This window comes from Maridesulfovibrio salexigens DSM 2638, assembly GCF_000023445.1.
Taxonomy (GTDB): Bacteria; Desulfobacterota; Desulfovibrionia; order Desulfovibrionales; family Desulfovibrionaceae; genus Maridesulfovibrio; species Maridesulfovibrio salexigens.
This window is the reverse complement of the sequence record NC_012881.1, coordinates 1,591,984-1,616,346: the sequence shown is the minus strand read 5'-3', so window position 1 is coordinate 1,616,346 and position 24,363 is coordinate 1,591,984. Positions and strand designations below refer to the sequence as shown.

Annotated in this window: 20 protein-coding genes; 11 read left to right on the top strand and 9 right to left on the bottom strand. The window is 46.1% G+C overall.

The window, feature by feature from the left end; translation table 11 throughout:
* Nucleotides 1-438 (bottom strand): hypothetical protein, encoded by a 438-nt coding sequence (locus DESAL_RS07405; protein ID WP_015851356.1) that lies wholly within the window; start codon nt 436-438, stop codon nt 1-3.
* 94 nt (nt 439-532) lie between these two features.
* Here DESAL_RS07405 and DESAL_RS07400 point away from each other — a divergent pair, with 94 nt between their 5' ends.
* Together DESAL_RS07400 and DESAL_RS07395 are read left to right on the top strand one after the other, a co-directional pair.
* Complete coding sequence (locus DESAL_RS07400; RefSeq protein ID WP_015851355.1) at nt 533-1,465, top strand: LysR family transcriptional regulator; 933 nt, start codon at nt 533-535, stop codon at nt 1,463-1,465.
* A 160-nt stretch (nt 1,466-1,625) separates the two neighbouring features.
* On the top strand, nt 1,626-3,347 hold the full coding sequence (locus tag DESAL_RS07395) for a bacteriohemerythrin (RefSeq protein ID WP_015851354.1): 1,722 nt from the start codon (nt 1,626-1,628) through the stop codon (nt 3,345-3,347).
* A gap of 78 nt (nt 3,348-3,425) precedes the next feature.
* On the opposite strand, the gene DESAL_RS07390 is transcribed toward DESAL_RS07395, so the two are convergent.
* The 3 genes from DESAL_RS07390 to DESAL_RS07380 all read right to left on the bottom strand — a co-directional run bounded on the left by DESAL_RS07390 (nt 3,426) and on the right by DESAL_RS07380 (nt 7,298).
* Nucleotides 3,426-4,616 carry an aminotransferase-like domain-containing protein gene (locus DESAL_RS07390; RefSeq protein WP_015851353.1) on the bottom strand — a complete coding sequence of 397 codons (1,191 nt, stop codon included), beginning with the start codon at nt 4,614-4,616 and terminating at the stop codon, nt 3,426-3,428.
* A gap of 210 nt (nt 4,617-4,826) precedes the next feature.
* Complete coding sequence (locus DESAL_RS19690) at nt 4,827-6,806, bottom strand: ATP-binding protein (RefSeq protein ID WP_015851352.1); 1,980 nt, start codon at nt 6,804-6,806, stop codon at nt 4,827-4,829.
* Nucleotides 6,807-6,953: 147 nt separating this feature from the next.
* A complete protein-coding gene (locus tag DESAL_RS07380; RefSeq protein ID WP_015851351.1) occupies nt 6,954-7,298 on the bottom strand; it encodes a DVU0772 family protein in 345 nt (114 codons plus the stop codon).
* 185 nt (nt 7,299-7,483) lie between these two features.
* Here DESAL_RS07380 and DESAL_RS07375 point away from each other — a divergent pair, with 185 nt between their 5' ends.
* On the top strand, nt 7,484-8,113 hold the full coding sequence (locus DESAL_RS07375; protein WP_015851350.1) for a YigZ family protein: 630 nt from the start codon (nt 7,484-7,486) through the stop codon (nt 8,111-8,113).
* 45 nt (nt 8,114-8,158) lie between these two features.
* Here the strand turns inward: DESAL_RS07375 and DESAL_RS07370 are convergent, their stop codons facing one another.
* Nucleotides 8,159-10,987 carry a M16 family metallopeptidase gene (locus tag DESAL_RS07370; protein ID WP_015851349.1) on the bottom strand — a complete coding sequence of 943 codons (2,829 nt, stop codon included), beginning with the start codon at nt 10,985-10,987 and terminating at the stop codon, nt 8,159-8,161.
* A gap of 333 nt (nt 10,988-11,320) precedes the next feature.
* Between DESAL_RS07370 and DESAL_RS07365 the strand changes: the two genes are divergently transcribed.
* The 6 genes from DESAL_RS07365 (at nt 11,321) to DESAL_RS07340 (ending at nt 17,682) form a co-directional block, all read left to right on the top strand.
* The gene (locus DESAL_RS07365) at nt 11,321-11,971 is read left to right on the top strand and encodes a succinate dehydrogenase/fumarate reductase transmembrane subunit (RefSeq protein WP_015851348.1); all 651 of its coding nucleotides are present in this window, start codon (nt 11,321-11,323) and stop codon (nt 11,969-11,971) included.
* Between the two features lie 141 nt (nt 11,972-12,112).
* The gene (locus tag DESAL_RS07360; RefSeq protein ID WP_015851347.1) at nt 12,113-12,811 is read left to right on the top strand and encodes a FadR/GntR family transcriptional regulator; all 699 of its coding nucleotides are present in this window, start codon (nt 12,113-12,115) and stop codon (nt 12,809-12,811) included.
* 28 nt (nt 12,812-12,839) lie between these two features.
* Nucleotides 12,840-13,637, top strand: coding sequence for a sulfite exporter TauE/SafE family protein (locus tag DESAL_RS07355; protein WP_015851346.1), 798 nt, complete (start codon nt 12,840-12,842; stop codon nt 13,635-13,637).
* 15 nt (nt 13,638-13,652) lie between these two features.
* Nucleotides 13,653-14,663, top strand: a complete 1,011-nt coding sequence (locus DESAL_RS07350) for an alpha-hydroxy-acid oxidizing protein (protein ID WP_015851345.1) — start codon at nt 13,653-13,655, stop codon at nt 14,661-14,663.
* Between the two features lie 724 nt (nt 14,664-15,387).
* Nucleotides 15,388-16,167 carry a substrate-binding periplasmic protein gene (locus DESAL_RS07345; RefSeq protein ID WP_015851344.1) on the top strand — a complete coding sequence of 260 codons (780 nt, stop codon included), beginning with the start codon at nt 15,388-15,390 and terminating at the stop codon, nt 16,165-16,167.
* 186 nt (nt 16,168-16,353) lie between these two features.
* Nucleotides 16,354-17,682, top strand: coding sequence for a S41 family peptidase (locus DESAL_RS07340; protein ID WP_245543798.1), 1,329 nt, complete (start codon nt 16,354-16,356; stop codon nt 17,680-17,682).
* A gap of 18 nt (nt 17,683-17,700) precedes the next feature.
* Here the strand turns inward: DESAL_RS07340 and DESAL_RS07335 are convergent, their stop codons facing one another.
* The 3 genes from DESAL_RS07335 to DESAL_RS07325 all read right to left on the bottom strand — a co-directional run bounded on the left by DESAL_RS07335 (nt 17,701) and on the right by DESAL_RS07325 (nt 20,573).
* Nucleotides 17,701-18,168, bottom strand: coding sequence for a GNAT family N-acetyltransferase (locus tag DESAL_RS07335; RefSeq protein ID WP_015851342.1), 468 nt, complete (start codon nt 18,166-18,168; stop codon nt 17,701-17,703).
* A 152-nt stretch (nt 18,169-18,320) separates the two neighbouring features.
* Nucleotides 18,321-19,187 carry a hypothetical protein gene (locus DESAL_RS07330; protein ID WP_015851341.1) on the bottom strand — a complete coding sequence of 289 codons (867 nt, stop codon included), beginning with the start codon at nt 19,185-19,187 and terminating at the stop codon, nt 18,321-18,323.
* A 105-nt stretch (nt 19,188-19,292) separates the two neighbouring features.
* Nucleotides 19,293-20,573 (bottom strand): adenylosuccinate synthase, encoded by a 1,281-nt coding sequence (locus tag DESAL_RS07325; RefSeq protein WP_015851340.1) that lies wholly within the window; start codon nt 20,571-20,573, stop codon nt 19,293-19,295.
* 339 nt (nt 20,574-20,912) lie between these two features.
* On the opposite strand from DESAL_RS07325, the gene DESAL_RS07320 reads away from it, so the two are divergent.
* Nucleotides 20,913-22,289 carry an MltF family protein gene (locus tag DESAL_RS07320; RefSeq protein WP_245543823.1) on the top strand — a complete coding sequence of 459 codons (1,377 nt, stop codon included), beginning with the start codon at nt 20,913-20,915 and terminating at the stop codon, nt 22,287-22,289.
* Here the strand turns inward: DESAL_RS07320 and DESAL_RS07315 are convergent.
* A complete protein-coding gene (locus DESAL_RS07315) occupies nt 22,230-22,601 on the bottom strand; it encodes a hypothetical protein (protein WP_015851338.1) in 372 nt (123 codons plus the stop codon). The two genes, DESAL_RS07320 and DESAL_RS07315, sit on opposite strands and share 60 nt — an antisense overlap.
* 176 nt (nt 22,602-22,777) lie before the next feature.
* Here DESAL_RS07315 and DESAL_RS07310 point away from each other — a divergent pair, with 176 nt between their 5' ends.
* Entirely contained in the window at nt 22,778-24,052 is a 1,275-nt protein-coding gene (locus DESAL_RS07310) for an IMP cyclohydrolase (RefSeq protein WP_015851337.1), read from the top strand.
* Nucleotides 24,053-24,363: the final 311 nt, after the last annotated feature.

Sequence of the window (24,363 nt, the reverse complement as noted above, 5' to 3'; positions counted from 1 at the left end):
TCAAGCATGACTGGATGAGCACAAAACCCATACGCCGGAACCAATCAGCAATATGCCAAGTACGGACGTAAGTGAAATGTGTTCCCTGTAAATCAGAGCCCCTAAGGGAATAAGACACGCCATAACAACCCCGTTAACTAAAATCGGCAAAGTGTTTACATTCGCCCCGGCTTTGTATGTAAGCAAAACGCCGATCTCGATCCCAAAAACAGCCAGACCTAACAGCAGAACCGGCCAGTTTTTAAAGTTAACGATATCCACCACCTCTATTTTTCCGGTCTGGAAATACATTCCCGCAAGACTAAAGATCATGGCGATGGCGTACGCAAAAGCAAGAGGCCCAAAAAAAGATCCCCCACCTGCGATACTTTTTTGGGCAAGGTGATAAATCACGGAAGAAGCGACAACAACCGCGATTGAACCGTATAAAGCAAACATTTGATTTTCCTTTGAAATGAAGTAGTGATTCAGTATGAAAGGATAACTACTCCCGCTTATTAACTTTTACCACTGAAAACTATTCATTCCCTGTATGAGTAAAACTAATTCTTCCAATCTTGATCTGAATTTGCTGGTCATACTCGACACGATTTTTACCGAGCGCAGCCTGACACTTGCCGGGAACAAATTGTTTATGACCCAATCCGCAGTCAGCCATGCCCTTTCCAAGCTGCGTCATCACTTTGATGACCGTCTATTTGTCCGCCGGGGCAATATTATGGAACCGACGCCGCTCTGCAAAACAATACACCAAAACATAGCTCCCAGCCTGAAAGCAATTAACCAATCTCTTGCCGACCGGGGAGAATTCGACCCTGCTTCATCCAAAAGAACGTTCAGCCTTGGGCTCAGCGACTATCTATGCAAACTGCTTCTTCCCGAAATATTACGTTTGATTGATAGCAGGGCTCTGGGGATTTCCATCCGCATAATGCAGACAACATATGAAAAACGGGAAGAAATGCTTCAAAGTGGTAAATTAGATGTATTTCTTGGCTGTCCCCGAAATTACGGAGCAGGAGTACTCAAGGAAAAGCTCTTTGAAGATAGAGAAGTCTGCGTAGTCCGCAATGACCATCCGATAAAAGGTGAGGTTATGAATGAAGAAGAAATGGCCGAAAATGAATTTGCAGCCCTTTCACTTTCCGAGTCCGGATTAGGATTTCTTGAGGATTACCTGTACCGTAAGGGTGTGCAGCGAAAAATAAAAATTGTGTTGCAGCAGGAAACTGTCATTCCATCACTTGTGGAGAATTCGAACCTTGTAGGCAGCATAGCCCAACGTCTGGCTGAAATGTATGCTGCAAAAGGACGTTTACGCATTGTCCATATGCCACTTGAAAACACTGAATTTGAAGTCTCCCAGCATTGGCATTCTCTAAATGACAATGATCCAGCACAACAGTGGATACGCTCAGTGATTAAAGAGGTTGCGGCAACACTGCCTCCGCTGAAAGGAAAATGAGTTTATAACTGGCAATTAGTTTACAACTCTGCAAAAAAGATGATATTTTTACCAATCTGAAACAGTTTTTATCTGTACGACACTTGCGTAAAAATCTTATTTTATTTTATAAGTATAATTAACGCACTAGAATGAGAATTTCCCGCATAAAGGAGAAAACATGCCTGAAAAACTGAAATTAACCTTATCCATAGCTATGATTTTTCTGTCGGCCGTTGCTTCAGTTGTCATGGCTGCTTTCTTCCCGGCTGCTGAATCTGGAATTTCCATCACCCAAATAGTTATTCTGTGTATTGCCATCGCAGCTACAATACTTGCATTTATTTCCCTTAACTCGGGACTAAACAGTCAGTTGGAGACTCTGTGCAGTTACCTCATAGATATAAGCACGGGTAAACCTAAAGCATCTATCCCTGCCAGTCTTGATGACAACATTACTGAGACAGCCCAAAAAGCCGGTAAAGCAATCCATGAATTGGCTGAAAACTTCAGTAAGACTGAAGAAGAAGCTGACAATCTGCGCAATAGGTTAAGCAAAGCTGAATCTGATGTTGAAAATGCTCGCAAAGAACTTGCTGATCAAAAAGAAGTTCTTGAATCTATCAGCAAGTCGGCTGCAAATGCAGGTGGCATATCTGGAAAACTTTTCGCGGGGATTGAGGAGCTCAGTGCACAGGTTAACCAGGTTAGCGCAGGTATGGAACTTCAACGTGACCGAGTGACCGAAACAGCAACTGCAATGGAAGAAATGAACAGTACTGTTCTGGAAGTTGCTCAGAATGCAGGACTCGCAGCCAACAGCTCGGCCCAATCCAAAGACAACGCTGTCCACGGTGCTAAGGGCGTAGCAGAAGCAATCCAATCTTTCGAACAAATCAAGGACACCATCCTCAATCTCAAGGAAACCATGGGAACCTTGGGCGAACAGGCAGATAACATCGGCCAGATCATGACGGTCATTACCGACATTGCCGACCAGACCAACCTGTTGGCTCTGAACGCCGCAATCGAAGCAGCACGAGCTGGTGAAGCGGGACGCGGATTCGCAGTCGTTGCTGACGAAGTCCGTAAGCTTGCAGAAAAAACAATGGACGCAACCAAAGGCGTTGGTGAGGCTGTCTCCAAGATTCAGGACAATGCCCGTGAAAACATCGCCGCTGTTGAATCAGCAGCAGAAGATATTGTAAACTCCACCGAGTCCGCTGCTAAATCCGGTGAACTCATGGAAGCAATTGTAGGAATTGTTGACGAAACCAATACTCAGGTTGAATCCATTGCCGCGGCCAGTGAAGAACAGTCCGCTGCATCCGAAGAGATCAACATGGCTATCAGTGATGTGGCACGAGTTGCCTCAGAAACATCTGAAGGCATGTCTGCATCCGCTCATGCTCTTACCGAAATCGCCAGTGTAGTTGAGGAACTCGATTCAATAGTACAGGGAATCTCATCCGGCAGAATTGTGGACACCAGCTCCGGAAAAATTGTTGAATGGTCTGATGACCTTTCAGTTGATGTCCGCATTATTGATGAACATCACATGAAGCTGCTCGACCTGATCAACGAACTGTACGGGGCAATGCGCCAGCGTAAGGCTGACACCGTAATTGGTGAAGTAGCCGAAAGACTGCTTGAATACACCATCTACCACTTCGGATACGAAGAAAAGATCTTCGACAAACATGGATACCCGGAAAAAGAGCCGCACAAAAAACTGCATAAAATCTTCATCGATAAAATCTCTGATTTCAAAGACGATGTTGAAAGAGGTAAAGTTACTGCCTCAACCGATATTATCCGCTTCCTCAAAGATTGGCTCATCAAGCACATCATGGTTGTGGATGCCAAGTACACAGACTTCATGCATGAACATGGATACGATTAGACTTAACCAATACGAGTAATAAAAAGAGGCCCTGAAACGTATGTTTCAGGGCCTCTCATTTTTAATGTGAGTAAAAATTTATGCCTTACTCAAAAAATCCTTAATTCCAGCGCCAAGACGCTTAATGCCTTCTACGATATGCTCTTCATCAGAGTTTGAGAAGTTGAGGCGGAAAGTATTCTCACCGCTGCCATCCACGTAGAAAGGACGACCGGGAACAAAGGCAACCTTGTTCTTGATGGCTTCATCAAAAAGGTCCATGGAAGACATTCCTTCCGGCAAGGTTACCCAAAGAAACATCCCTCCTTCAGGACGGGTAACTTTGGCCTCAGCCGGGAAATATTCCTCAATAGCCTGCACCATAGCTGCACGCTGGTTTCCATAGCGTTCGCGAATCTTCTCAATATGGTTATCAAGCGGATTATCTGTAACATACTGATGCATAACACGCTGTGCGAATGTGCTGGTGTGCAAGTCGGAAGCCTGTTTAGCGATAATCAGTTTATCACGCATTTCCCCGCCACAGACCATCCAGCCGAGACGGAAGCCAGGCGCTGCAACCTTGGAGAAAGAACCGAGAAGAATTCCATTCTCTTCAAGGTAGCCGCGCACAACAGGCTTTTCAAAATCACCCATAAACCGGAGTTCACCGTAAGGATCATCCTCTACGAAAAGGACATCACGACCTTTGAGAATATCTGCCACGCCCTGACGCTTTGCAGCACTGTAAGTCAGACCCGAAGGATTCTGGAAGTTGGTTACAGCGTAGAACATCTTAGCTTCGTTCTCATCCAGCACTCTTTCCAACTCGGCAAGGTCAGGACCGTCTTCTTCCAGCCCTACGGTAAGGAAGTTTGATTCAAAAACGGAAAAGGACTGAATAGCGCCGAGATAACCGGGACGTTCGATTACAACATTATCCCCGGCATTAAGAAAGACCTTGCCCAGCAAGTCCAGACACTGCTGTGAACCTGAAGTAATCAAAATTTCATCAGCATCGACCTTAATGCCTTTCTTCTCCATGTAACGATCAGCAATATACTGACGCAAAGGCTGAAAACCTTCAGTTGTAGAATACTGCATGGACTGCGGACCGCTTTCACGCATAACTTTAACAGCAGCTGCCTCAAGGTCGGCTACAGGAAAAAGTTCGGGATTGGGCAAGCCTCCGGCAAAAGAAATAATTGAAGCATCTTCAGTTACTTTCAGAATTTCGCGGATAAAAGACCTGTGTACAGTAGACATACGGTCTGCAAATTTAACGGGCATATTAGCCTCCTTGAGAATATGTAATGCCGAAAGAAAGGCATAAGGAATTACGCCACTGCAAAATACAGCAGTGGGATTTCGGCAGTTCGTTGCTTATTTTTGGATAAAATAAAGGGGTGCGAACGTTGGAATGGAAGAAAGCATACTGATTTTCATTTAGAACACAAGTGGCAAAACAGATTTTTTGCAGCAGTACAGAAAAAATAACTCTTAAGCTAGAATATTCAATATGGATTTCTCTAAATCTTCAAAGAGTAAAGGCTTGGCAATATAGTCGTCTGCACCTGATTCCGTAAATTTTTCAGCATCACCGGACATAGCGTACGCAGAAATTGCAATGATGGGTATGCGACGAACTTCTTCACCGATTGCACCGGATCGAACTTGACTGATAACTTCTACCCCATCCACTACAGGCATCTGGATATCGATTAAAGCTAAACCATATTCATCCGCAGCAAGCATATCCAGAGCTCGCCCTCCATTTTCAGCAATATGGACTTCATATCCCATTTTTTCCAGCTGCTTTTGGATGGCGAACCTGCTGACCATATCATCATCAGCTACCAAAACTTTCAAGGTTTGATCCTTCTCGGCGGAAGTATCAAGTTCCTCAGTGACAAGGGGCATCGTAAACGAAAAGACAGTACCTTTTCCCAATACACTGGAAACATAAATTTCGCCGCCCATCACCTTTAAAACCCGCTTGCATATCGACAATCCCAAGCCTGCACCTTGGAAACTGCGTTTATAGCTACCGTCCCCCTGAATAAAAGGCTCAAAAAGCTTATCCTGTATGTCATCAGCAATCCCTATTCCTGTATCCCTGACTTTAAACAAGAGAGATTTGGCGCGTTTATCATTCAGAAATACTTCAACATCTACTCTGCCGTGTTCGGTGAATTTTAAGGCATTACCTACAAGATTAACTAACACTTGCTGCAAGCGCAGAGCATCGCCATCAACGGTTTCCGGGACTTCAGGACTGATATCAAAATTTAACACGAGACCTTTCTCACGCGCTTCCTGACCGAATAATTGTCGAATAGAATCAATAGTCTCTGCTATCTCAAAAGGAGCTATCTGCAATTCAAGCTGCCCTGCTTCAACCATCGTAAGGTCAAGAATATCAATAAGCAATGAGCTTAATCTGCTGCTGGATTTCAAAGCATAGTCAACATACTCTAATTGTTCAGCATCGAGATCAGTTGTTTTCAAAAGTTGGAGCATGCCCATTATCCCGTTGATAGGCGTGCGTATTTCATGGCTCATATTTGCGAGAAATTCTGATTTTACTTTGCTTGCAGCCTCTGCCTGTTCTTTACTTTTCAACAAGGCATCGCTCATAATTTTATGAACGACAGCATCAACTGCAGTAGTAGCCAACTGATTAACTACTTCAGTATCTTTTTTTGAAAAAGTTCGATCTTGTTTACATAGAGCTAAAACAGCAAAGACTTCTCCCTGATACATGACAGGAGTAACTAATACATATTGCATATAATCATGCTGCAAATCATTGTTAAAAGAACTATCTTTAATCTCAACATTATATATAGAACAACATTTGCTATAGCACTCTGTGCACCAATTAGCGAACAGGTAAGAATTAAATATCTCACCTTCATATTTCTGTTGTAAGCAAGAATTAAGCTTAACCTGCTCACTAACATCGAGAAGAAAATCTTCGGACTCTACAAAATGAAAAAATGCATATTCACAACAAGTAAGGCGCTTGATCTCTTCAAGTACACGTCCAATGATTACATCAACGCTGTGTTCGGTTGAATATTCACGAAGCATGAGCCTAGATTTCAGCAATTGCTCCATGAGCTTGCGTTCTGATGTATCCTGTCCAACAGCCTGAAACCGAACAGCCTGACCATTTTCATTAAAAAAAGCGCGGTTCGTCCATTCATGCCAGCAAATCTCTCCATTCCTGACAACTTCATGAACATGAGTATGGACCGGATTATCTGGAGTAAGATTCAAATATCTGCTTTTAACAGCATCCACCACATCTTCAGGTAGAAACTCTAAAAATTTGTATCCCACAAGCTCTTTTTCATTTTTACCAAAGTAATCGCAATATGCTTTATTTACATACGTGAGAGTACTATCCGGTAAAAACTCACAAATCATTGCAGGCAGCAACTCACCAAGCTCGTGGTGTTTATTCATGTCAGACATAAAATCCTTCCCATCCGAGAACTCAAAATACCGCCATTAATCCTTATTAAAAACCATATCACAACAAGACAAATAAACACACATAAAAAGTGAGGGGGACAGGCTTTTGCCTGTCCCCCTGCGGATTAGATGATAAGGAGATGGGAACTAATTATTCATCTGTGTTTCAATCCATTCTCTTACTTCGGCGTTCACGGGATAATTTCCCTTCAGTCCGCCGACTGACTTCCTGAACCTTTCAGCAATGTCCTTAGGCAGTTCAATGCTCATCAGCTCACGAGCCTCTTCCGAGTTCCTGCGTACGAACAGCACTCTCGGCTTGTCGTCCCACAGATAAACGGTGAAATAGTTTGTATAGTCATTCTTGGAAGTTACCGGTGCAAACTTGGAATCCCAAGGATGGTTACCCCACTCAAGGTACAGGGTTACAGCATCTTCAGGAGTCATTTCCCAATCGATATCCCAGTTCTTGTAATCTCTAAGGCTTCCCATAGTTATCTCCTTACTCTAAAAAATATTTTAACTAATCGGTTTCCCATCAACCTTGATTAAATAATAACAATTACTATTAGCGAGTCAAGTGATAAATTCCAATAAATTTGAATTTCTGTACTATATAAATTAAACAGGCACGACATAACATAAACAAAACCAATAATATTAAACAGTAAGCAATCATGGCTAACCAAGCATATCCAGTTCCTCTAAAAAGTATCCGCACCGAAGAATCCATAAAAAAAAGCCGATTTATCTGTGACATCAAAACGGTAAGCACACGAGAAGAGGCAAAAGAGTTTATCGCCTCAATTAAAAGCGAGTTCCCTGATGCCCGTCACCACTGCTCTGCTTTCATAGCCGGCCCACCCCAGACAGGGGGCATGGGCATGAGTGATGATGGAGAACCGCAAGGAACAGCTGGCAAACCCATGCTGCAAGTACTGCAAGGCAGCGGCATTGGAGATATTGCAGCAGTGGTTACAAGATATTTTGGAGGGATAAAACTCGGAACCGGAGGACTTGTGCGCGCCTATTCCGGTGCAGTGCAGCAGGGACTGGAAGCACTTGAAGTAGTCATGAAAGTCCCCATGCGTATACTGACTCTCGAAATTTCATACGCACAGGAAGGCATGCTCCGCCGCATGCTCGATGAGTATCGGGCCGAGATAGAAGAACAGTCTTTCGGAGCCAGCCTGATGTTTACTCTGATCATGCCCTCGGATCAGGTGGAAGCTTTTTGCGCAAGAATTATTGAAGATACAAATGGGACAGCAGAGCTGTTGGTGGAAGAAGAAGATATTTGGAGATAAATAAAAACCCCTCGCTTCATTTGAAGCAAGGGGTTTTTATATGACTTACGGTTTTACTGTCAGAGTATATTTATTATCCCAGTCGATGTATTTATTGATCAACTCTCGGACCTGAGCGGCATCTGTCTTTGAAGCCCGCTCGATAATCTTTTGGTCAAGGTTCGGCTCAAATCCCTTTACGATCAGGCTGGCCGCTTCCCTGCTTCGGGAAAGCAAACTCTGATGCTCCTGATAGTATTCACCACGCAGGATGTTGCGAGCGCGCAGGATTTCATCTTCCGGCAAATCATTCTCTTTGAGCATCTTCACGGTCTTATCGAAACCTGCCATAGCCTGTTCTAGCTGTTCCGGCTTGGTTCCAATGTAAAAAGCCATGAATCCGGTCTTTGGTGCCTGCCAGAGAAAGGCTGTTACGGTGTAACCGAGGCCCTGCTTGTCACGCAGGTCACGGAAAAGTAACCCGCTCTGTCCGGCAAGAGAAGCCCGGAGCAGGGAAAGACCTGCCGTAGCTTCTTCGTCTTCCATACCCGGAACCGGAAAAATCACCATCAGGTGAGCCTGATTACGATCCGGCAGGGTCATGGTCAGATCTTTTTCCACTCCCCAATGAGGAGCAGGCACTGCCACTGCAGTATCTTTAACGACCAGCTTACCGTCCAAATCCTTTGCAAAAGCCGCAAGAGCTTCACGGTCATAATCACCACAAATGGAAATTACGAAAGGACGGGAGGATTGTTTCTTCCAGTAGGCAACAATCTCATCGCGAGAAAATTTCTCCACATTCTCGGGCATTCCAAGATGGAAATATGAATAGCTGCCATCCTTATAAAGGAACGGAAAGATATTCCTGAACGCAAGACTCAGAGGACGGTCTTCTTTACGCTTGATCGCAGAAACCTGATCCTGCTTAGCGCGATCCAATTCTTCTTCAGCAAAGCGCGGACTGGTAATTAGGTCGCTGATGAGCGGCAGCATATCCGCAGTAAAACGTGAAGGAAACTTTGCGTTGATAGCAAAGACTTCACGCCCGGCAGTTGCGCCAAGGGATGCTGCACGATCAGAGACAAAATCTTCCAATTCTGTGGCATTCAAGCTTTTAGTTCCGCGAGTCAAGCTCTGGGAAACCATCGCTGCAAGCCCCTGTTCTTCAGGAGTTAGATCTGCATCTCCACCCACCCAGTACATGGACATTGCGGTGTACGGCAGTGTTTCATCGGGAATAAAGACAAGCTTGCTGCCGTTAGCCAGTTCAATCGTTGCAGCTTCACCCGGACCGGCAGCTTCCGCTTGTGCCGCAGCCTTGGTCTTTGCAGGCCAGTTCGCGGCAACAGCTTTTTCAAAACCCTGAGCATCAGCTTCAACGCCTTCAGGCATAAGCATGCAGGCAGCCAGCTTTGTGGGGTCAAAATATTCATCATAAAGCTGCTGTAATTGATCACGGGTTATGTTGCGCAAATCGTAAAGGTAATTTTCCTCCGCCTGCTGCCCGCCTTCAAAGAATTGGAAATATCCCAGCTTCGAGGCCAGACCGGAAAGAGTCTCCTTGGTCAGAAACAGGGAATCCTCAAGATTGATTACCACGCGATCCATTTCGCGATCAGTAAAATCATTAAAATCAACGGAAGAAAGCTCAATCATAAGCTCCTTCCAGAACTCTTCAACTTTATCCGCATCAAGTGTGGCGAAAACATAAAGCATCCCGGCCCGTTCAAGAGTCAGGGATGATACGGAAATACTGTCCACCATGCGCTTTTCATACTTGAACTTGCGGTAAAGGCGGGATGTTTCACCACCACCAAGAAGCTCACACATGGTTTCAAGCCCGGCAATCTGGGAAGAACTCAAGCCGGGAATGGGAAAAGCCGCGCCGATATACGCCTTATTCCATTTTCCGGGAACAACTTTAACAGTGGTCTTACCGGTTGCAGGAACAGGGAATGCTGTGGGCGGAACAACCGGATTAACGGACTTCCGGCTGCCGCAAAGTCTTTCCGCTTCCTTAACAACTGCCTCGGGATCAATCTTACCCACAACACTAAGAAGCATTGACTGCGGCTGGTAAAGACGATCTATGTAAGCATGAATATCTTCGGATGAAATTCCTTTAACCGTGTCACGGTAACCGATGATAGGCCACTGATAGCTGGTATCTTTCCAGACTATAGACTGCAAAGTCTTAAAAATCCTGCTGCCGGGATTATCCTCTCCCCGCTCCAGCTCAGAAAGAACAACTTCACGTTCGGATTTGAGTTCCTCAGGATCTATCTTAGCATTGAAGGTCATGTCAGTGACAATATCCATACCCAGCTTCCATTCATTCTCAGGAACTTCCACGTAATAAACAGTGTAGTCAAAGCTGGTTGCGGCATTCATATCGCCGCCCACGGATTCGATCTCACGGGCAGTCTCACCGGGACCACGGGTTTCGGTGCCCTTGAAGACCATATGTTCCAGAAGGTGGCTGATCCCGGCCTGCCCCGGCTCTTCATAAGAAGATCCGGCATGTACGAAGAGGCGCACATTGACCAGAGGAAAACGATCATCTTCCTTAACAAGAATGGACATGCCGTTCTTAAGCTTGATCACGTGCGGACCTTCGCCGGAAGCAAGTGCCTTCTTAATCTCATCGCTGAGTTCAGCAGAAGCGGCTTTTTCCGCGGCGGTATCAGCAGCTGGCTGAACCGCAGGAGCAGCACCGGACTCATTTTCTTTTAATCCGGCGGCTACCTCGGCCTTTTTATTAACATCTATCTTTTCCACTTCGCATCCGGTGCTCATCAGAAGCACCCCGCAAAGCAGCATAAATATACATAATTTTTCAAAATCAAATCCTTTAACGGCTGCTGCAGCCTTCGCATTTTGTTGAGGGACCATGTCTTTTAAACTCCAGTATGTCAATCAGGTTTGAAGTACAAATTATCTTAAAAATAGAGGGCGACTAAAAATATCCCATAAACACAAAGAACAAATTAAGCATAGCTTTCGCCAAGGTCAATGTGAGGGCGAAAAAAGACTCAAAAAACCATAACAAAGACCGCACCATTACGAAAAACGTAAAACAGGGCTTCGAGTCCGTAATTCCAAGACCTTACCTACAACAAACAATGTTTATGTTGATTGACAAAACAACATATGAAGTACATTATCACCGGCGCGGAAAATACCAGTTGCGAGGTATTTTATTTCAATTATTATACGGAGGTGCTGATGTCTTTCAATTCTACCGTTGCCCCAGTCAAACGGGGCAAGAGCGATGCTATTCTGGACTGGCTCCAGATGTTTTCAGGGGTGGCTCTTATCATTTTTGTATTTATGCATATGAGCCTTGTTTCAAGTGTAATTTTCAGTCCATCCATCATGGACACTATCGCCCACACATACGAGGAAAACTATATGGCCCAGATCGGCGGGCCGCTCCTTTTCCTGCTTTTTCTTTTTCATTTCTACCTTGCTGCGCGCAAGATTCCCTTCAGACTTGAGGGCCAGAAAACCATCTGGAAGCATGCCAAAATGCTCAAACACCGTGACACATGGCTTTGGGTTGTACAGGTTGTTTCCGCCATGCTGATTCTGGTTATGGGCGCTATCCACATGTGGGCAGTACTCAGCGACCTGCCCATTACTGCGGCCCGTTCCGCCGAACGCATTCAGTCCGGTCCGTGGATTTTCTTTTACCTTGTGCTGGCTCCTCTGGTGGTCATGCACGTAGTAGCAGGCCTCTACAGAATTGCGGTCAAATGGGGCTTCATCAAAGATTACCAGCGTGGAAGACTGAACAAGTTCGCCACCGGACTGGCAGTATTTTTCATCTGCATTGGTCTGGCCACTCTAGCCCGGTTTATGACCTTGAGCACATAAAAATTTAGCTGCAACCCTTTGCAGGAAAGCCGCCTACGCAACGTAGGCGGCTTTTTTTGCCTCAATTTGTATTGTCTGATTTACCAATCAATGATATCGGTCAGACCAATTGTTCAAAATCAAAAATTGGTAGGACCCATTATGGATTCTAAAAACCCAGCCAAAACAGTGCACCAGTCCGTGGCTCGGCAAATTGCCGAACTGATTGAATCCGGCAATCTGAAAAAAGGCGACAAACTGCCTGCGGAGAGGACCTTAGCGGAAAGGTTCAAAGTCTCCAGAAGCTCAATCCGCGAAGCAATAAAGTCACTGGCACAAAAAAATCTGGTCGAAAGCCGCCGCGGGGATGGTACGTACATCCTTGCCGACATGGATGCAGACATATTCGATGCCTTCGCCACAGCTTTCAGCGACCAGAAAAAAAGGATCAGCGACATTTTCCAATTCAGACGTGTTATTGAGCCTGAGATTGCCGCCCTTGCCGCCGCTTCAATGGACGAAGAAACACTCAATCGCTTAAAGGTGATCGTCTGCGATCAACAAATGAAAGCTCAGAACGGTAAGAATACCAGTGATCTCGATGCCCAGCTGCATCTTGAAATTGCCAAAGCCACCGGAAACTCCATTTTCCCGGAAATGATGCAGGCATTGGATCGAATCATGGATGAAAGCCGCAGTGAAATCCTGCAACCGCCAAAACGTCAGCAGGCATCGATCATTGCACATTTCAAAATTCTTGAAGCCTTTGAGAATCGTGATCCGGCTCAGGCCCGGGAAACCATGCGCAAGCATATTGCTGAAGTCGAAGAAGCGGCAACTGGCCGTAGTTCATCAGAATAACCTGTAGCAAAAAGTAGCGGAGGAACAAATGCTCTCTACCTTACTTATTTTTGTTGTTCTTGGTATTTTCGCAGGAATACTTGCCGGACTGCTCGGCATCGGCGGAGGACTGGTCATCGTACCGATCCTTGTCTTCACCCTCCCCCCGCTGGGTATCCCGGAAGTACACTTAATGCACATTGCGCTGGGAACCTCCCTTGCAAGCATCATCTTTACTTCCATATCCAGTATGCGTTCCCACAATAAACGCGGAGCTGTGCGCTGGGACATTTTCAAGACCATCACTCCGGGCATCATTCTCGGTACATTTCTCGGTTCGCTGTCCACATCGTTCATGAACACCAATTTCCTGAAAGGCATCTTTGTCGTTTTCCTCTACTACGTGGCTTCACAGATGCTCTTTGGACTCAAACCCAAAGCTTCCAGACAGGTGCCGGGCTTTCAGGGACTTTTTGTAGCAGGCAACGTGATCGGCATTTTTTCCAGTCTTGTAGGTATCGGCGGCGGAACACTTTCCGTTCCTTTCCTGACCATGTGCAATATCGTCATCCACACTGCCATCGGTACAGCTGCGGCAATCGGCCTGCCCATCGCTATCGCCGGGACTGCCGGATATGTCTGGACCGGAATCGGTGTTGAAGGACTTCCTCCATACTGCTTCGGCTATGTTTACCTGCCCGCCTTGATCGGTATCGTTTCAGCTAGTATGCTGACCGCTCCCATCGGTGTTCGACTGGCGCACAGCCTGCCTGTGGATAGACTCAAGAAAATTTTTGCAATCCTGCTTATAGTTGTAGCAACCAGAATGCTGATTTCTATTTTTTAATATAGGAGATAAATCATGAAAGAAGTACGCGATAACGCAAGAGAATTAATGAAAGGCTACTGCAAAGTCTGTCCTGTTTGTAACGGTAAAGCCTGCGTGGGTGAAGTCCCCGGCATGGGCGGCCTCGGAACTGCAGCCAGCTTCAAAAACAACGTAAAAGCACTCGAAAACCTTAAGCTGAACATGCGTACCATCCACGAATTCAGCGAACCGGATACTTCTGTTAATGTAATGGGCATCGACCTTGATATTCCGGTCATTGCCGCCCCCATCGGCGGTGTCGAATTCAATATGGGTGGTAAGGTCAGTGAGCTTGACTACGTCACCAACAAACTCAAAGGCTGCAAAAACAAAGGCATCATCGGTTGTACCGGGGACGGCGTGCCTCCCTTTATCCATGAAAGCGGCTTTGCGGCTATCAAGGATGTAGACGGACACGGCATCCCTTTTATCAAGCCGTGGGAAGATAAAGAACTGAACGAGAAACTCCAGAAGGCAGAAGAAACCGGATGTAAAATTATCGGTATGGATATCGATGCAGCCGGATTGATCACCCTGAAGAAAATGGGTCGCCCGGTTACTCCGAAATGCATGCGTAAACTGCGCGAAATCATCGAATCCGTAAATGCCGACTTCATCCTTAAAGGTATCATGACCCCTGACGAAGCACGCATGGCTATTGATGCCGGAGCTAAAGGTATAGTTGTTTCCAACCATGGAGGTCGCGTACTCGACTCCTGCCCCGGTACTGCAGAGGTTCTCTTCGAAATATCCCGTGCGGTTGCCGGACAGTGTGCTGTAATGGTTGATGGCGGAGTAAGAACCGGTATCGATGTGCTCAAGATGCTGGCTCTCGGTGCTGATGCAGTTATGATAGGACGTCCCTTCTCAATTGCCACCGTAGGCGGCCTGCAAGAAGGCGTTGAAAAATACATCGACCAGCTCAAAGCGGAACTCACTGCGGCTATAGTCCTTACCGGGACAGAAAAGGCCAGCTTCGTAGATATCAGAGCATTGTATCGCTAACATCCTGACAATCAGCGAGGTAAAACTTCACATATGGTTTTACCTCGTTTTTTTTAGCACCTGTCAAACCGGATTCATTTGCAATTTTCTTATTAACGATAAAAATATATTTTTGGTATTGACGCGTGGCTTAAGCGGAGTTATCTTTTAATCAAAGGCAGAGGTAGTTGTACCAAAGGCAACTCGTTACCAACCCTCAGACGGGAGTGAAATCAATTTGATGTCACTTTCTAAAGACGAGTCTCAAGTAGAGGCTCAATTCGAGGGGAGCCTACCGCGAGAGTTCTTTTAAGACCTCCAACGGGCCCACGGAGAGATTGGAAATAGCCGGTTATCCCGGCAAATGCGAAAAAGGATCCCCTCTTCAACGGCAAAGCGGATTTATTGTAACTTCGTAACAAACCATTAAATCGGTTTAGACGCGTTTAGGAAAAAACTTCAAAACAACCGCTAATCCTGGTTGATACGCGTAATTTAGGTAAAACTAAAAGCAAACCGTTAACATTTGGTTAGGACACGTTACTCAGTAATCTGTGCAACATGTATTTAAAGCCCCCGGGCGGAACACAAGTTCTGTCCGGGGTTTTCTTTTTGCCCTATTTTTACCAGATGAATGGACAGACATAGCTATACCTGTTATCATTGCGATTATTCTAAATGCATTAATTTAGGCACTTAAGCCTAAGTGCTCAATAATGATCGCAACTAAGAAACTACAAGAGATATGAAAAAAAGCCTTTATCTCATATTCACATATACTACTCTAGTTTTTTCCATTCTATCTCTATTAAATAAAGACATATATGCGGACCAAATAACAATTGGTTATATTGAACTTCCGCCATACTACTATACAAATGACAGACAAAGACCTGAGGGTATTTTATTACATCTCACGCAAAAAATTATGGAAAGAGCAGGATGTAAATGCAAATACATGAGTATGCCCTCCAAAAGAATACTACACACCATTAAAAAGGGAGGCTCATTTGCCTCTATAGGTTGGTTTAAAACACCAGAACGCGAAGAATATGCTAAGTTTTCGTTACCAATTTACGAAAATAAACCAATCCTTGTGCTTTTAAGACGTGAGAACCGTGATCAATTCTTAAAATATAAGACCCTGGAAGAACTACTGAAAAAAAGTAAATACAAAACCGGACTGATTGCAGGCCATTCTATGGGAGGATATATAGACTATTTACTTCAAAAACATCCAAAATCATTTCATGCCCTTTCCGGCACAACTGAGCAGCTTGTCAGAATGCTACATGACAAACGAATTGATTTCTGCCTGCTGGCTCCAGTGGAAATCGCTAAAATAATCAGGCAATCCCCCTACAAAGAAGATGATTTTTACCTCATGTCTATGGCAGACATCATAAAAGGAAACACCCGCCACCTGATCTTCTCAAGAGATGTTTCAAACGACACCATCAGTAAAATCAATGCAGCAATCACTGAAATCAAATATGAGACTGAACTTAGCAGATATGCTGATTAAAACCATTCAACGGACCTATGCATGTCTATATTTTACAAGTCATCGCCACCCATAAAATTGTTTAAGAAATACACCATACTTGCATTCGCCATTCTTTCGATTTTCATATTCAATGGAAACACAGGATGTGGGACTTCACCTGCAAATCATCCTTTTATCAAACCCAGCCCTTCAGATTTCAGCGGTATGACTTGGCTCGCGGCATATGATGCCCTGCATGCATTAATGCAAGAGCAATATGCTTTCGGGGACTGGAAAAGCATTGACTGGAATGCTCTGAACAACACCATCCGTCCCAAAATAATCCTCGCTGAAAATGCTGCCAACCCAAACGACTACGCAACAGCACTCCTTGAATATACCAGATCTATACCGGACGGACATGTCATGTGGGGTGACGAGATGGAAAAAATAATCTACCCCAACATTGAAGAAAGCTACGGATTTGGAATAGCTGAACTGGATAATGGCAAGGTCATTGCCACGACTGTTACAGCCCTAGGCCCAGCAGCATCAGAAGGAATGCTTGAGGGTGACGAGATACTGGAATGGAATAATGTCGCGATTACTACTGCAGCAAGCCAGTCTTCAATTCTCTGGCGACCGGAAACGGCGTCAATAGCAACAACTGAGCTTAAAAGATACGAACAGTTCCGTGCACTCACACTTGACCCGGACGCAAATGTCAGCAGGGTTAAGTTTTCAAGACCGGACGGTTCCGGAGTAACGACAAAAGATTTAACTGCTACAGATGACGGCAATACAATTCTGCAAAAAACACAATTCTGGAATAAAATAAATCCGGCTGACCCGATACAACACAGTATCCTACCCAGCGGATATGGATATATCGTGGTCGGCACTCTAGACACTGATAACTTCTCTTTTGACAAGCTCTTCAATGATTTCAAAGAAGCAATGGAATTCATGGCAACTAATAATGTTCCCGGGCTGATCATTGATTTAAGGGGCAACGGAGGCGGCGAAGACGAGCTGGCGGCCAAAATTTCAGGTTTCTTTTACGCAGAAGAAACATTTTACGAATACCAGAATCAATACAATGCCTACAATGGCCTGATGGAAATAATTCTGCCGAACCGAGATGGTACAGCCATAATCGGCTGGGGTATCCCGCTGAACATCCCACCACAAACGCCGCTGTTCACTGGTCCGGTCGTTGCCCTGGTAAACCCCGATACCACCAGTTCCGCCGAGGGGGTCGCCATGACCATCCAAAATCTTGAAAATGGGTATGTTGTCGGGATTTTCGGTACCAACGGTTCATTCGGAATGACCGGAGGAGAAGCAAAAATGCCTATGGGATACATCGTTAAGTTCCCTAACGGACAATCGCTAAATCAGGACAGGGAAATCCAGCTCGACAGCAGAAACGGAATTGGCGGCATCACTCCTGATATTAAGGTTTCCCGCACATCGGCCAATATGATCAATTATGTAGGCAGAACTGCGGATATAGAATTGAACAGGGCGGTGAGCTTTCTACAGTCTCTGTAAACAATTCGTTCACAATACCTATTTAAACTCATACTTCATCGGCACAAATCTAATACCATTCTTAAGCTGTTCTGAGTCCTGTGCAATAAAGCCAAAACTTTCATAGAATGTACGGGAATTAGGAGAGGAATTGACAGTTAACTCACTGGAACCTGCATCGCGACAGTGGTCTGCTACCATCTGAATCAGCACTTTACCAATACCTTTACCCTGCTCAGCAGAATCAACAAAAAGCAGACACAGATGCTCTAAGGAACGAATTTCAGCTACACCTACAAGCTTGGCATCGTGCCTTGCAGCTAAAATAACAGCCCCCTGATCAATACGCTCTCGCAAGGCTTCCGGAGTTGCAAAAGACTTAAACTCTGAACACCCTTCCTCTGTAAAACTTGGGGCTACTTTTTTATCGAAAACTTTAAATATCAACTCCGAAGCACCGGCTTCTTCTCCCGGCTCCAAGTGACCATAAGAAATTGAAGATTTCATTTTCATATCCTTCTGACTAACAGTTTGAATAACCGTACATACCAGAGGGAAATTAAGTCGAAAAGATTTATATGATAGGAAAAATGAGATAATCGCAGTATCCGAAGCATTTTCATGCATTCGGAGACATACAGAAGAGTTACAACAAAGTTCTAACGCCGCTTCTTCGGCATGGCAGCAGTACAAACCCAATCCAGCACTAATGCGGGATTAACGTTGTAATTGAGGGATTCCTGAGCTTTTCCAAGCACAAGGTCAAGCCTACGCAAGCCCTTCGGATCGAACATCCCGGAAATCGCGTTAGCTGCGGAGGTGGATTGAGGGTTAAGAAGCGCATTTTTAAGTTCCCGCTGACAGCCCATGACCACCTGCAAGCCCATTTCTTTATCCAAGGCACCCTTTGCGGAAGTACGGGCAAACCAGCCCTGACCGGAACGCCAGAAACGGAGCATGGCATTAACCCAATCAGCTACTTCCGGTGAATTCTGCTGATCTGTAGGCCACGCAAGGGTGATGACCCAGCTACGGGAGACAAGAGTTTCAAGCAAACGTTCACGCTGCGGTGCGGTGAGAACAAAGACATTGCCCGGGCGGGGTTCTTCAAGAGTCTTTAGAAGCGCGTTGGCTGAGTTGCCGTTAAGGTGCTGCGCTTCACGAACCACGGTAACACGGGTTCCGCCACCATTCGGAGGCTGCCCCCATACCGGAAGTAATTCGCGAATTGAATCTACGGAAATATCCTGCTTCAATCCGGTACCGCTTTCATTTTCTTCGCGGTCAATGAGCAGGAAATCATTGAAGGCATTATCTGCAATCTGCTGACAGGATTGGCAGGAACCGCAAGGGTCCTGACCGTTCTCGCAGTTCAGCACACAGGCCCAGTAACGAGCCATGTCCATACGCTCTTCAGCACTGCCGCCCTCGATCAGCAGACATTGCGGAGGCTTCTGAGCGAGCTTCGCAAAACGAGGCAATACCAGACTCTGCCTCGAAGCAGTTTCTTGAATAGATGTGAACATGATGTGCCAGCAGCGAAGCTTAATAAAAAGATTCTTAAAAAAAATATGTCCGGGAAAGGTAACCCCATACTGAGTCTACCTTTCCCAGACACTAAATCAACAATATTATCTTACAATAGTCTGAGCGCGGTCGGGACCGACAGAGACTATGCCGACTTTTACGCCGGAGAGTTCTTCAATGCGTGCAATGTAGTTACGTGCGGCTTCAGGCAGCTCGTCATAAGAAGATGCCTTAGTGATGTCTTCATCCCAGCCGGGCATGGATTCGTAAACGGGCTTGACGTGTGCCATGCCGTTTTGTTCCTGCGGGGGATAATCAACTTTTTCGCCGCGGTACTCGTAAGCAACACAGATTTCGATCTCTTTAAGACCGGAAAGGACATCCAGCTTGGTCAGGGCGAACTCAGTGAGATCGCAGAGTCTTGCGGTTTCGCGCAGGACAACCATATCCAGCCAACCGCAGCGGCGTTTACGACCGGTGGTTGCACCGAACTCGTGACCGTTTTTCTGCAAGGTATCGCCGGTTTCGTCAAACAATTCGGTAGGGAAAGGACCAGCACCAACACGGGTGGTATAGGCCTTACAGATACCGATAATACGTTCCAGCTGACGGGGACCGCATCCTGCGCCGGCAGCAGCGTTACCGGAGACCACGTTGGAAGAGGTCACAAAAGGATATGTTCCGTGGTCGATATCGAGGTGCACACCCTGTGCGCCTTCGAAAAGCACGTCCTTACCTTCTTTATTAACATCCTGAATTATAGAAGACACATCGGCAAGATAGGGTTTAACCCTTTCAGCGATGGGCAACATTTCCTGATATACCTTTTCAGCGTCGAGAGCTTCAACGTTGAAAAGTTTTTCAAAAAGAACGTTCTTTTCCTGAAGCCCGGCTACGATTTTTTCGCGCAGCAGTTCGGGATCAGCAAGATCTGCAGCACGAATGCCGCAACGGTTCATTTTATCTTCGTAGCAAGGGCCGATTCCTCGACCGGTGGTACCGATCTTGTTATCAGCGGATTTAAGTGATTCGCGGCAATTGTCCATCAGCTTGTGGTACGGCATGATGATCTGGGTTTTCTTGCTGATCATCAAGCGCTCGGGAGAAACGTCAACGCCTTTTTCGGCAAGTCCGTCAATCTCCTTGAGAAAAACCTCGGGGTCGAGTACTACACCGTTACCGATGAGGCACTTTTTACCCTGATGGAGAACCCCGGACGGGATGAGATGCAGGATACACTGCTCTCCTTCCACAACAAGGGTGTGACCTGCGTTGTTTCCACCTTGGAAACGTACAATCGCACCTGCTTGTTCGGCGAGCATATCAACGATTTTGCCCTTGCCTTCGTCCCCCCACTGGGTTCCCACGATTACGGTATTAGCCATTACTAATGTGCTCCTTCTACAGTATTTCCGCATGTCTTTGACTTAAGACATGGAATTCTTGCTGTAATTTGATTACTTGATAGCGGCACTGCGTCTGACGTATATTAACAGGAACGAACCAGTCGTTCACAACAAATAAATCCGTTAAAGGCCGCTCAAGAAGATCCGCTTACCTGCTTTTGATACCCTCTTTAAAATGGGTACGCCAGCACTAAGCACGGCAGACGGGTTTTAATGCGTAAAAAATCTTTCGGGGATATGTCAATACATCAGAGTAAATTAAATGACCCCAAAAAGGGCATTTTGATACTTTTTTCACAACATATATTCAATATTGTTGTGTACTTGGCGCTATTCTCCTTTTTTTACTACATTTATTCAGTAAAATATGAGATTCCCCTGCCCAACACAATCCGCGTTGCCGCAGTGGACATAGAACGCGTTTTTCCAAAACTTTCTCCGTGGGGTCCGGGATTCGAACGTGAACTGGTGGATGAATTCACTGAGTACGCAGGTACAGACCTTGATATCAAAGCCTATCCGACTCACGAAAAAGCCTTTGAAGCGCTGATCAAGGGTAAAGCAGACATTCTGCTGGCGACCGGATACAATCCGGACTTAAGCTCCACAACTACCCCGCTTATCAAAGGTCCGGTATATGAAAAAAGCCCTGCGGCAATGCTGCACCACATTCTCAGGTTTGAACTTCGCACACCTTTTGAGCTTTGCGATCAGGAAGTCTTTGTGCCTGCCCACTCAGGACTGGTTGAGACTTTCAACGAACTCAGCACACAATTAGACTGTTCGCCGACCATGATCAAAGGAAGCAACTCAACACATCTTGAGCCGCTGCTGAAATTGAACGAAAATAAAAACATCCGTTTTCATCTCGTAGAATCCGGTGCTTTCAAGCCTATCAGACCGTTCATCCATAAACTCAGAATCACGGACTATTTCGGTGATGACCAGGAATACAGATGGTATCTGCGCGATGACGTTCATGGTCTCGGACAAACAGCAGAAGACTACTGGAACCTGATTACCACTAACGGCACCCTTGAGGACTTACAGGAAAAATATTTTGGATTTATACCGGAAGAAACCGATTTTTATGATCTATACTCCCTTCGCAAAGATATCCGTGAAAAACTGCCCCGCTATCACCAATATATCCTTAAAGCCGCCAGAAAGTACAAAATAGACCCGTTGCTGCTTACAGCTGTAATGTATCAGGAATCACGATTTGATCCGCTTGCACGCAGCAAGACAGGAGTTCGCGGTCTGATGCAGCTGACAAACGACACAGCCCAACTTTTAGGATTAACGAGCAGGCTGGACCCGCAGCAGGCAATTAACGGCGGTGCGCGCTATCTAAGATTTCTTTGGGACAAACTGGACAGCCGCGATGTCGACGGCTGGGACCGCTGGTTGTTCACCCTTGCGGCATACAACCAAGGCTTGGGGCATGTTTATGATGCCATTGAAATCGCCAAATACACCAGCAGACACCCAGGCACATGGCGCTCACTCAAACAGGTATTTCCCTTGCTGACCAGACCGAAGTACCATTCAAAAACAAAATACGGCTACACACGCGGGTATGAAGCCGTAGATTATGTCGATAGCGTCCGCTACTACTATTATATTATGAACGGACTAGCTGTCCTTCCGGGGCTGGAGGCGAATTACCTTATTCCCCTTACTACTGCCCGCTGATCCGCCCCCTGAACCTTTTGGCTTTGAACCGAACAATTCTTCCTCGCCCTTTCCGGGAATAAAATCCGGACGGGGAGACATGGATTCCGGGCCGGCAGTTTGTGCCCAATGATAATTAAAAAGCTGGTTTTTAAGCCGTACAGCCTGTATCATTCCGAATACGACTGCGGCTTCCTCCCACTTGCGGGTAGGTTCGAAATTGGCCACTTCAGCTTCGTACTTGTTCCATAATTCAGTAAGAGAAGCCTCATCGTAGGCATTGAGCTGCTTTGCCAATTTCAACAGAGCCTTTTCCATATAACCTTCTGACATATAATCTCCCAAAATACTGCTGGCGACGGGGCTCATAAAAAAAATGTGATTTTCCCGCGCACTTGATCAAAATTAACCTACAAAAAGATCGCTGGTACCGCAATTCAAAATTGCCCACCGGAAAAGGGTGTGCTATGAGCGGCGTACCACAAGGCAACAACTCACGGAGAACAACTATGAGTGATCTTAAAAAAATGTACAAAACCCTGCAGCAGGACCCCTTTCCCGCTGATATGACCGTTACCCTCGGCGACCAGAAACTGACCTTTAAAAAAAGGACCTGGGAAATCGACGGTGAAACCAAAGGTCTTCGTTACGGCGAAAACCCTGACCAGCCCGCAGCTCTTTACGAGCTTGTTTCCGGCGGACTTGAGTACGACGGTATCAAATTTCGCGGCGAAGGACAGGGACTTGTTTCTGCACTCACCGAAGAACATATGATTCAGGCAGGTAAACATCCCGGAAAGACCAACCTTACCGATGTGGACAACGCCCTGAACATCCTGCAGTACCTGACCGCTAAACCCGCAGCTGTTATTCTCAAGCACAACAACCCCTGCGGTGCAGCATGGTCCGAAGAAGGCGTTGGTGTAGCTCTGCGCAATGCTTTTCAGGCCGACAGGATTGCAGCATTCGGCGGTGCCATCGTAGTCAACCGTCCTTTCACCATGGAAGCGGCTGAAGTTGTCGACAGTGCATACTTTGAAGTTGTTGCAGCGCCCTCTTTTGAAGAAGGAACCCTCGAAGTTCTCAAGAAACGCAAGAACCTGCGCATCCTCCAGATTCCCGGCATTGCCGATCTGGAAAAAATGCTCGGCCAGCCTTTCCTTGATGTAAAATCCCTTATGGACGGCGGCATGGTTGTGCAGTTTTCTTTCCGCAACCGCATTCTCGATGCAGAAGATTTCATCCCCGCAACAGCAGAGAAAGACGGTTCCACCTTCTCTTCCCGCGCTCCTTCCAAGCAGGAAATGGACGACATGCTCTTCGCATGGGCAGTTGAAGCAGGCGTAACCTCCAACTCTGTAATTTTTGCCAAAGACGGCGTAACCACTGCCATCGGTACCGGTGAGCAGGACCGCGTAGGTTGCGTGGAACTGGCTGTCACCAAGGCGCGCATCAAGTACGCTGACGGACTCTGCTTTGAAAAATTCCAGATGTCCCTTTTCGAACTGAAGCTCAAAGCTCTCAAAGACGAGCAGGCAGCCAAAGATCTCGCTGAAATCGAACAGGCCGCAGTGGAAGCCAAAGGCGGACTCAAAGGTTCCGTTCTGGTTTCCGACGGCTTCTTCCCCTTCCGCGACGGCGTAGACCTGTGCATGGCTCAGGGTATCACCGCTATCGCACAGCCCGGCGGCTCCATCCGCGACCACGAAGTGATTCAGGCTACCAACGAAGCCTCACCTCAGGTTGCCATGGTCTTCACCGGCCAGCGCTCTTTTAAGCATTAATTTTATGCCTCCGGCGGCTGGGGAAGGAAAACTTTTGAAAAAGCTTTCCTTCCCCAGACCCCATCCTTTCAAAACTTTTATTTGGCTTCGTCGTTTAGACAAATTATTTGGCAAAAATTTTAGCGCAGGCCTGCCATTTCAATAATTAAACATTTATGTTAAGAATGCCCGGATGTCGTGGTGAGACATTCGGGGTTTATTTTTTTTTAGACTTAGCAAGTTAGAACATTACTTCCGCTTCATAACGAGCAGGCGGAAAGCGGGAAACGTTTACTGTATCGGCAAACACAGCAATTCCCGGAAGGATTTAC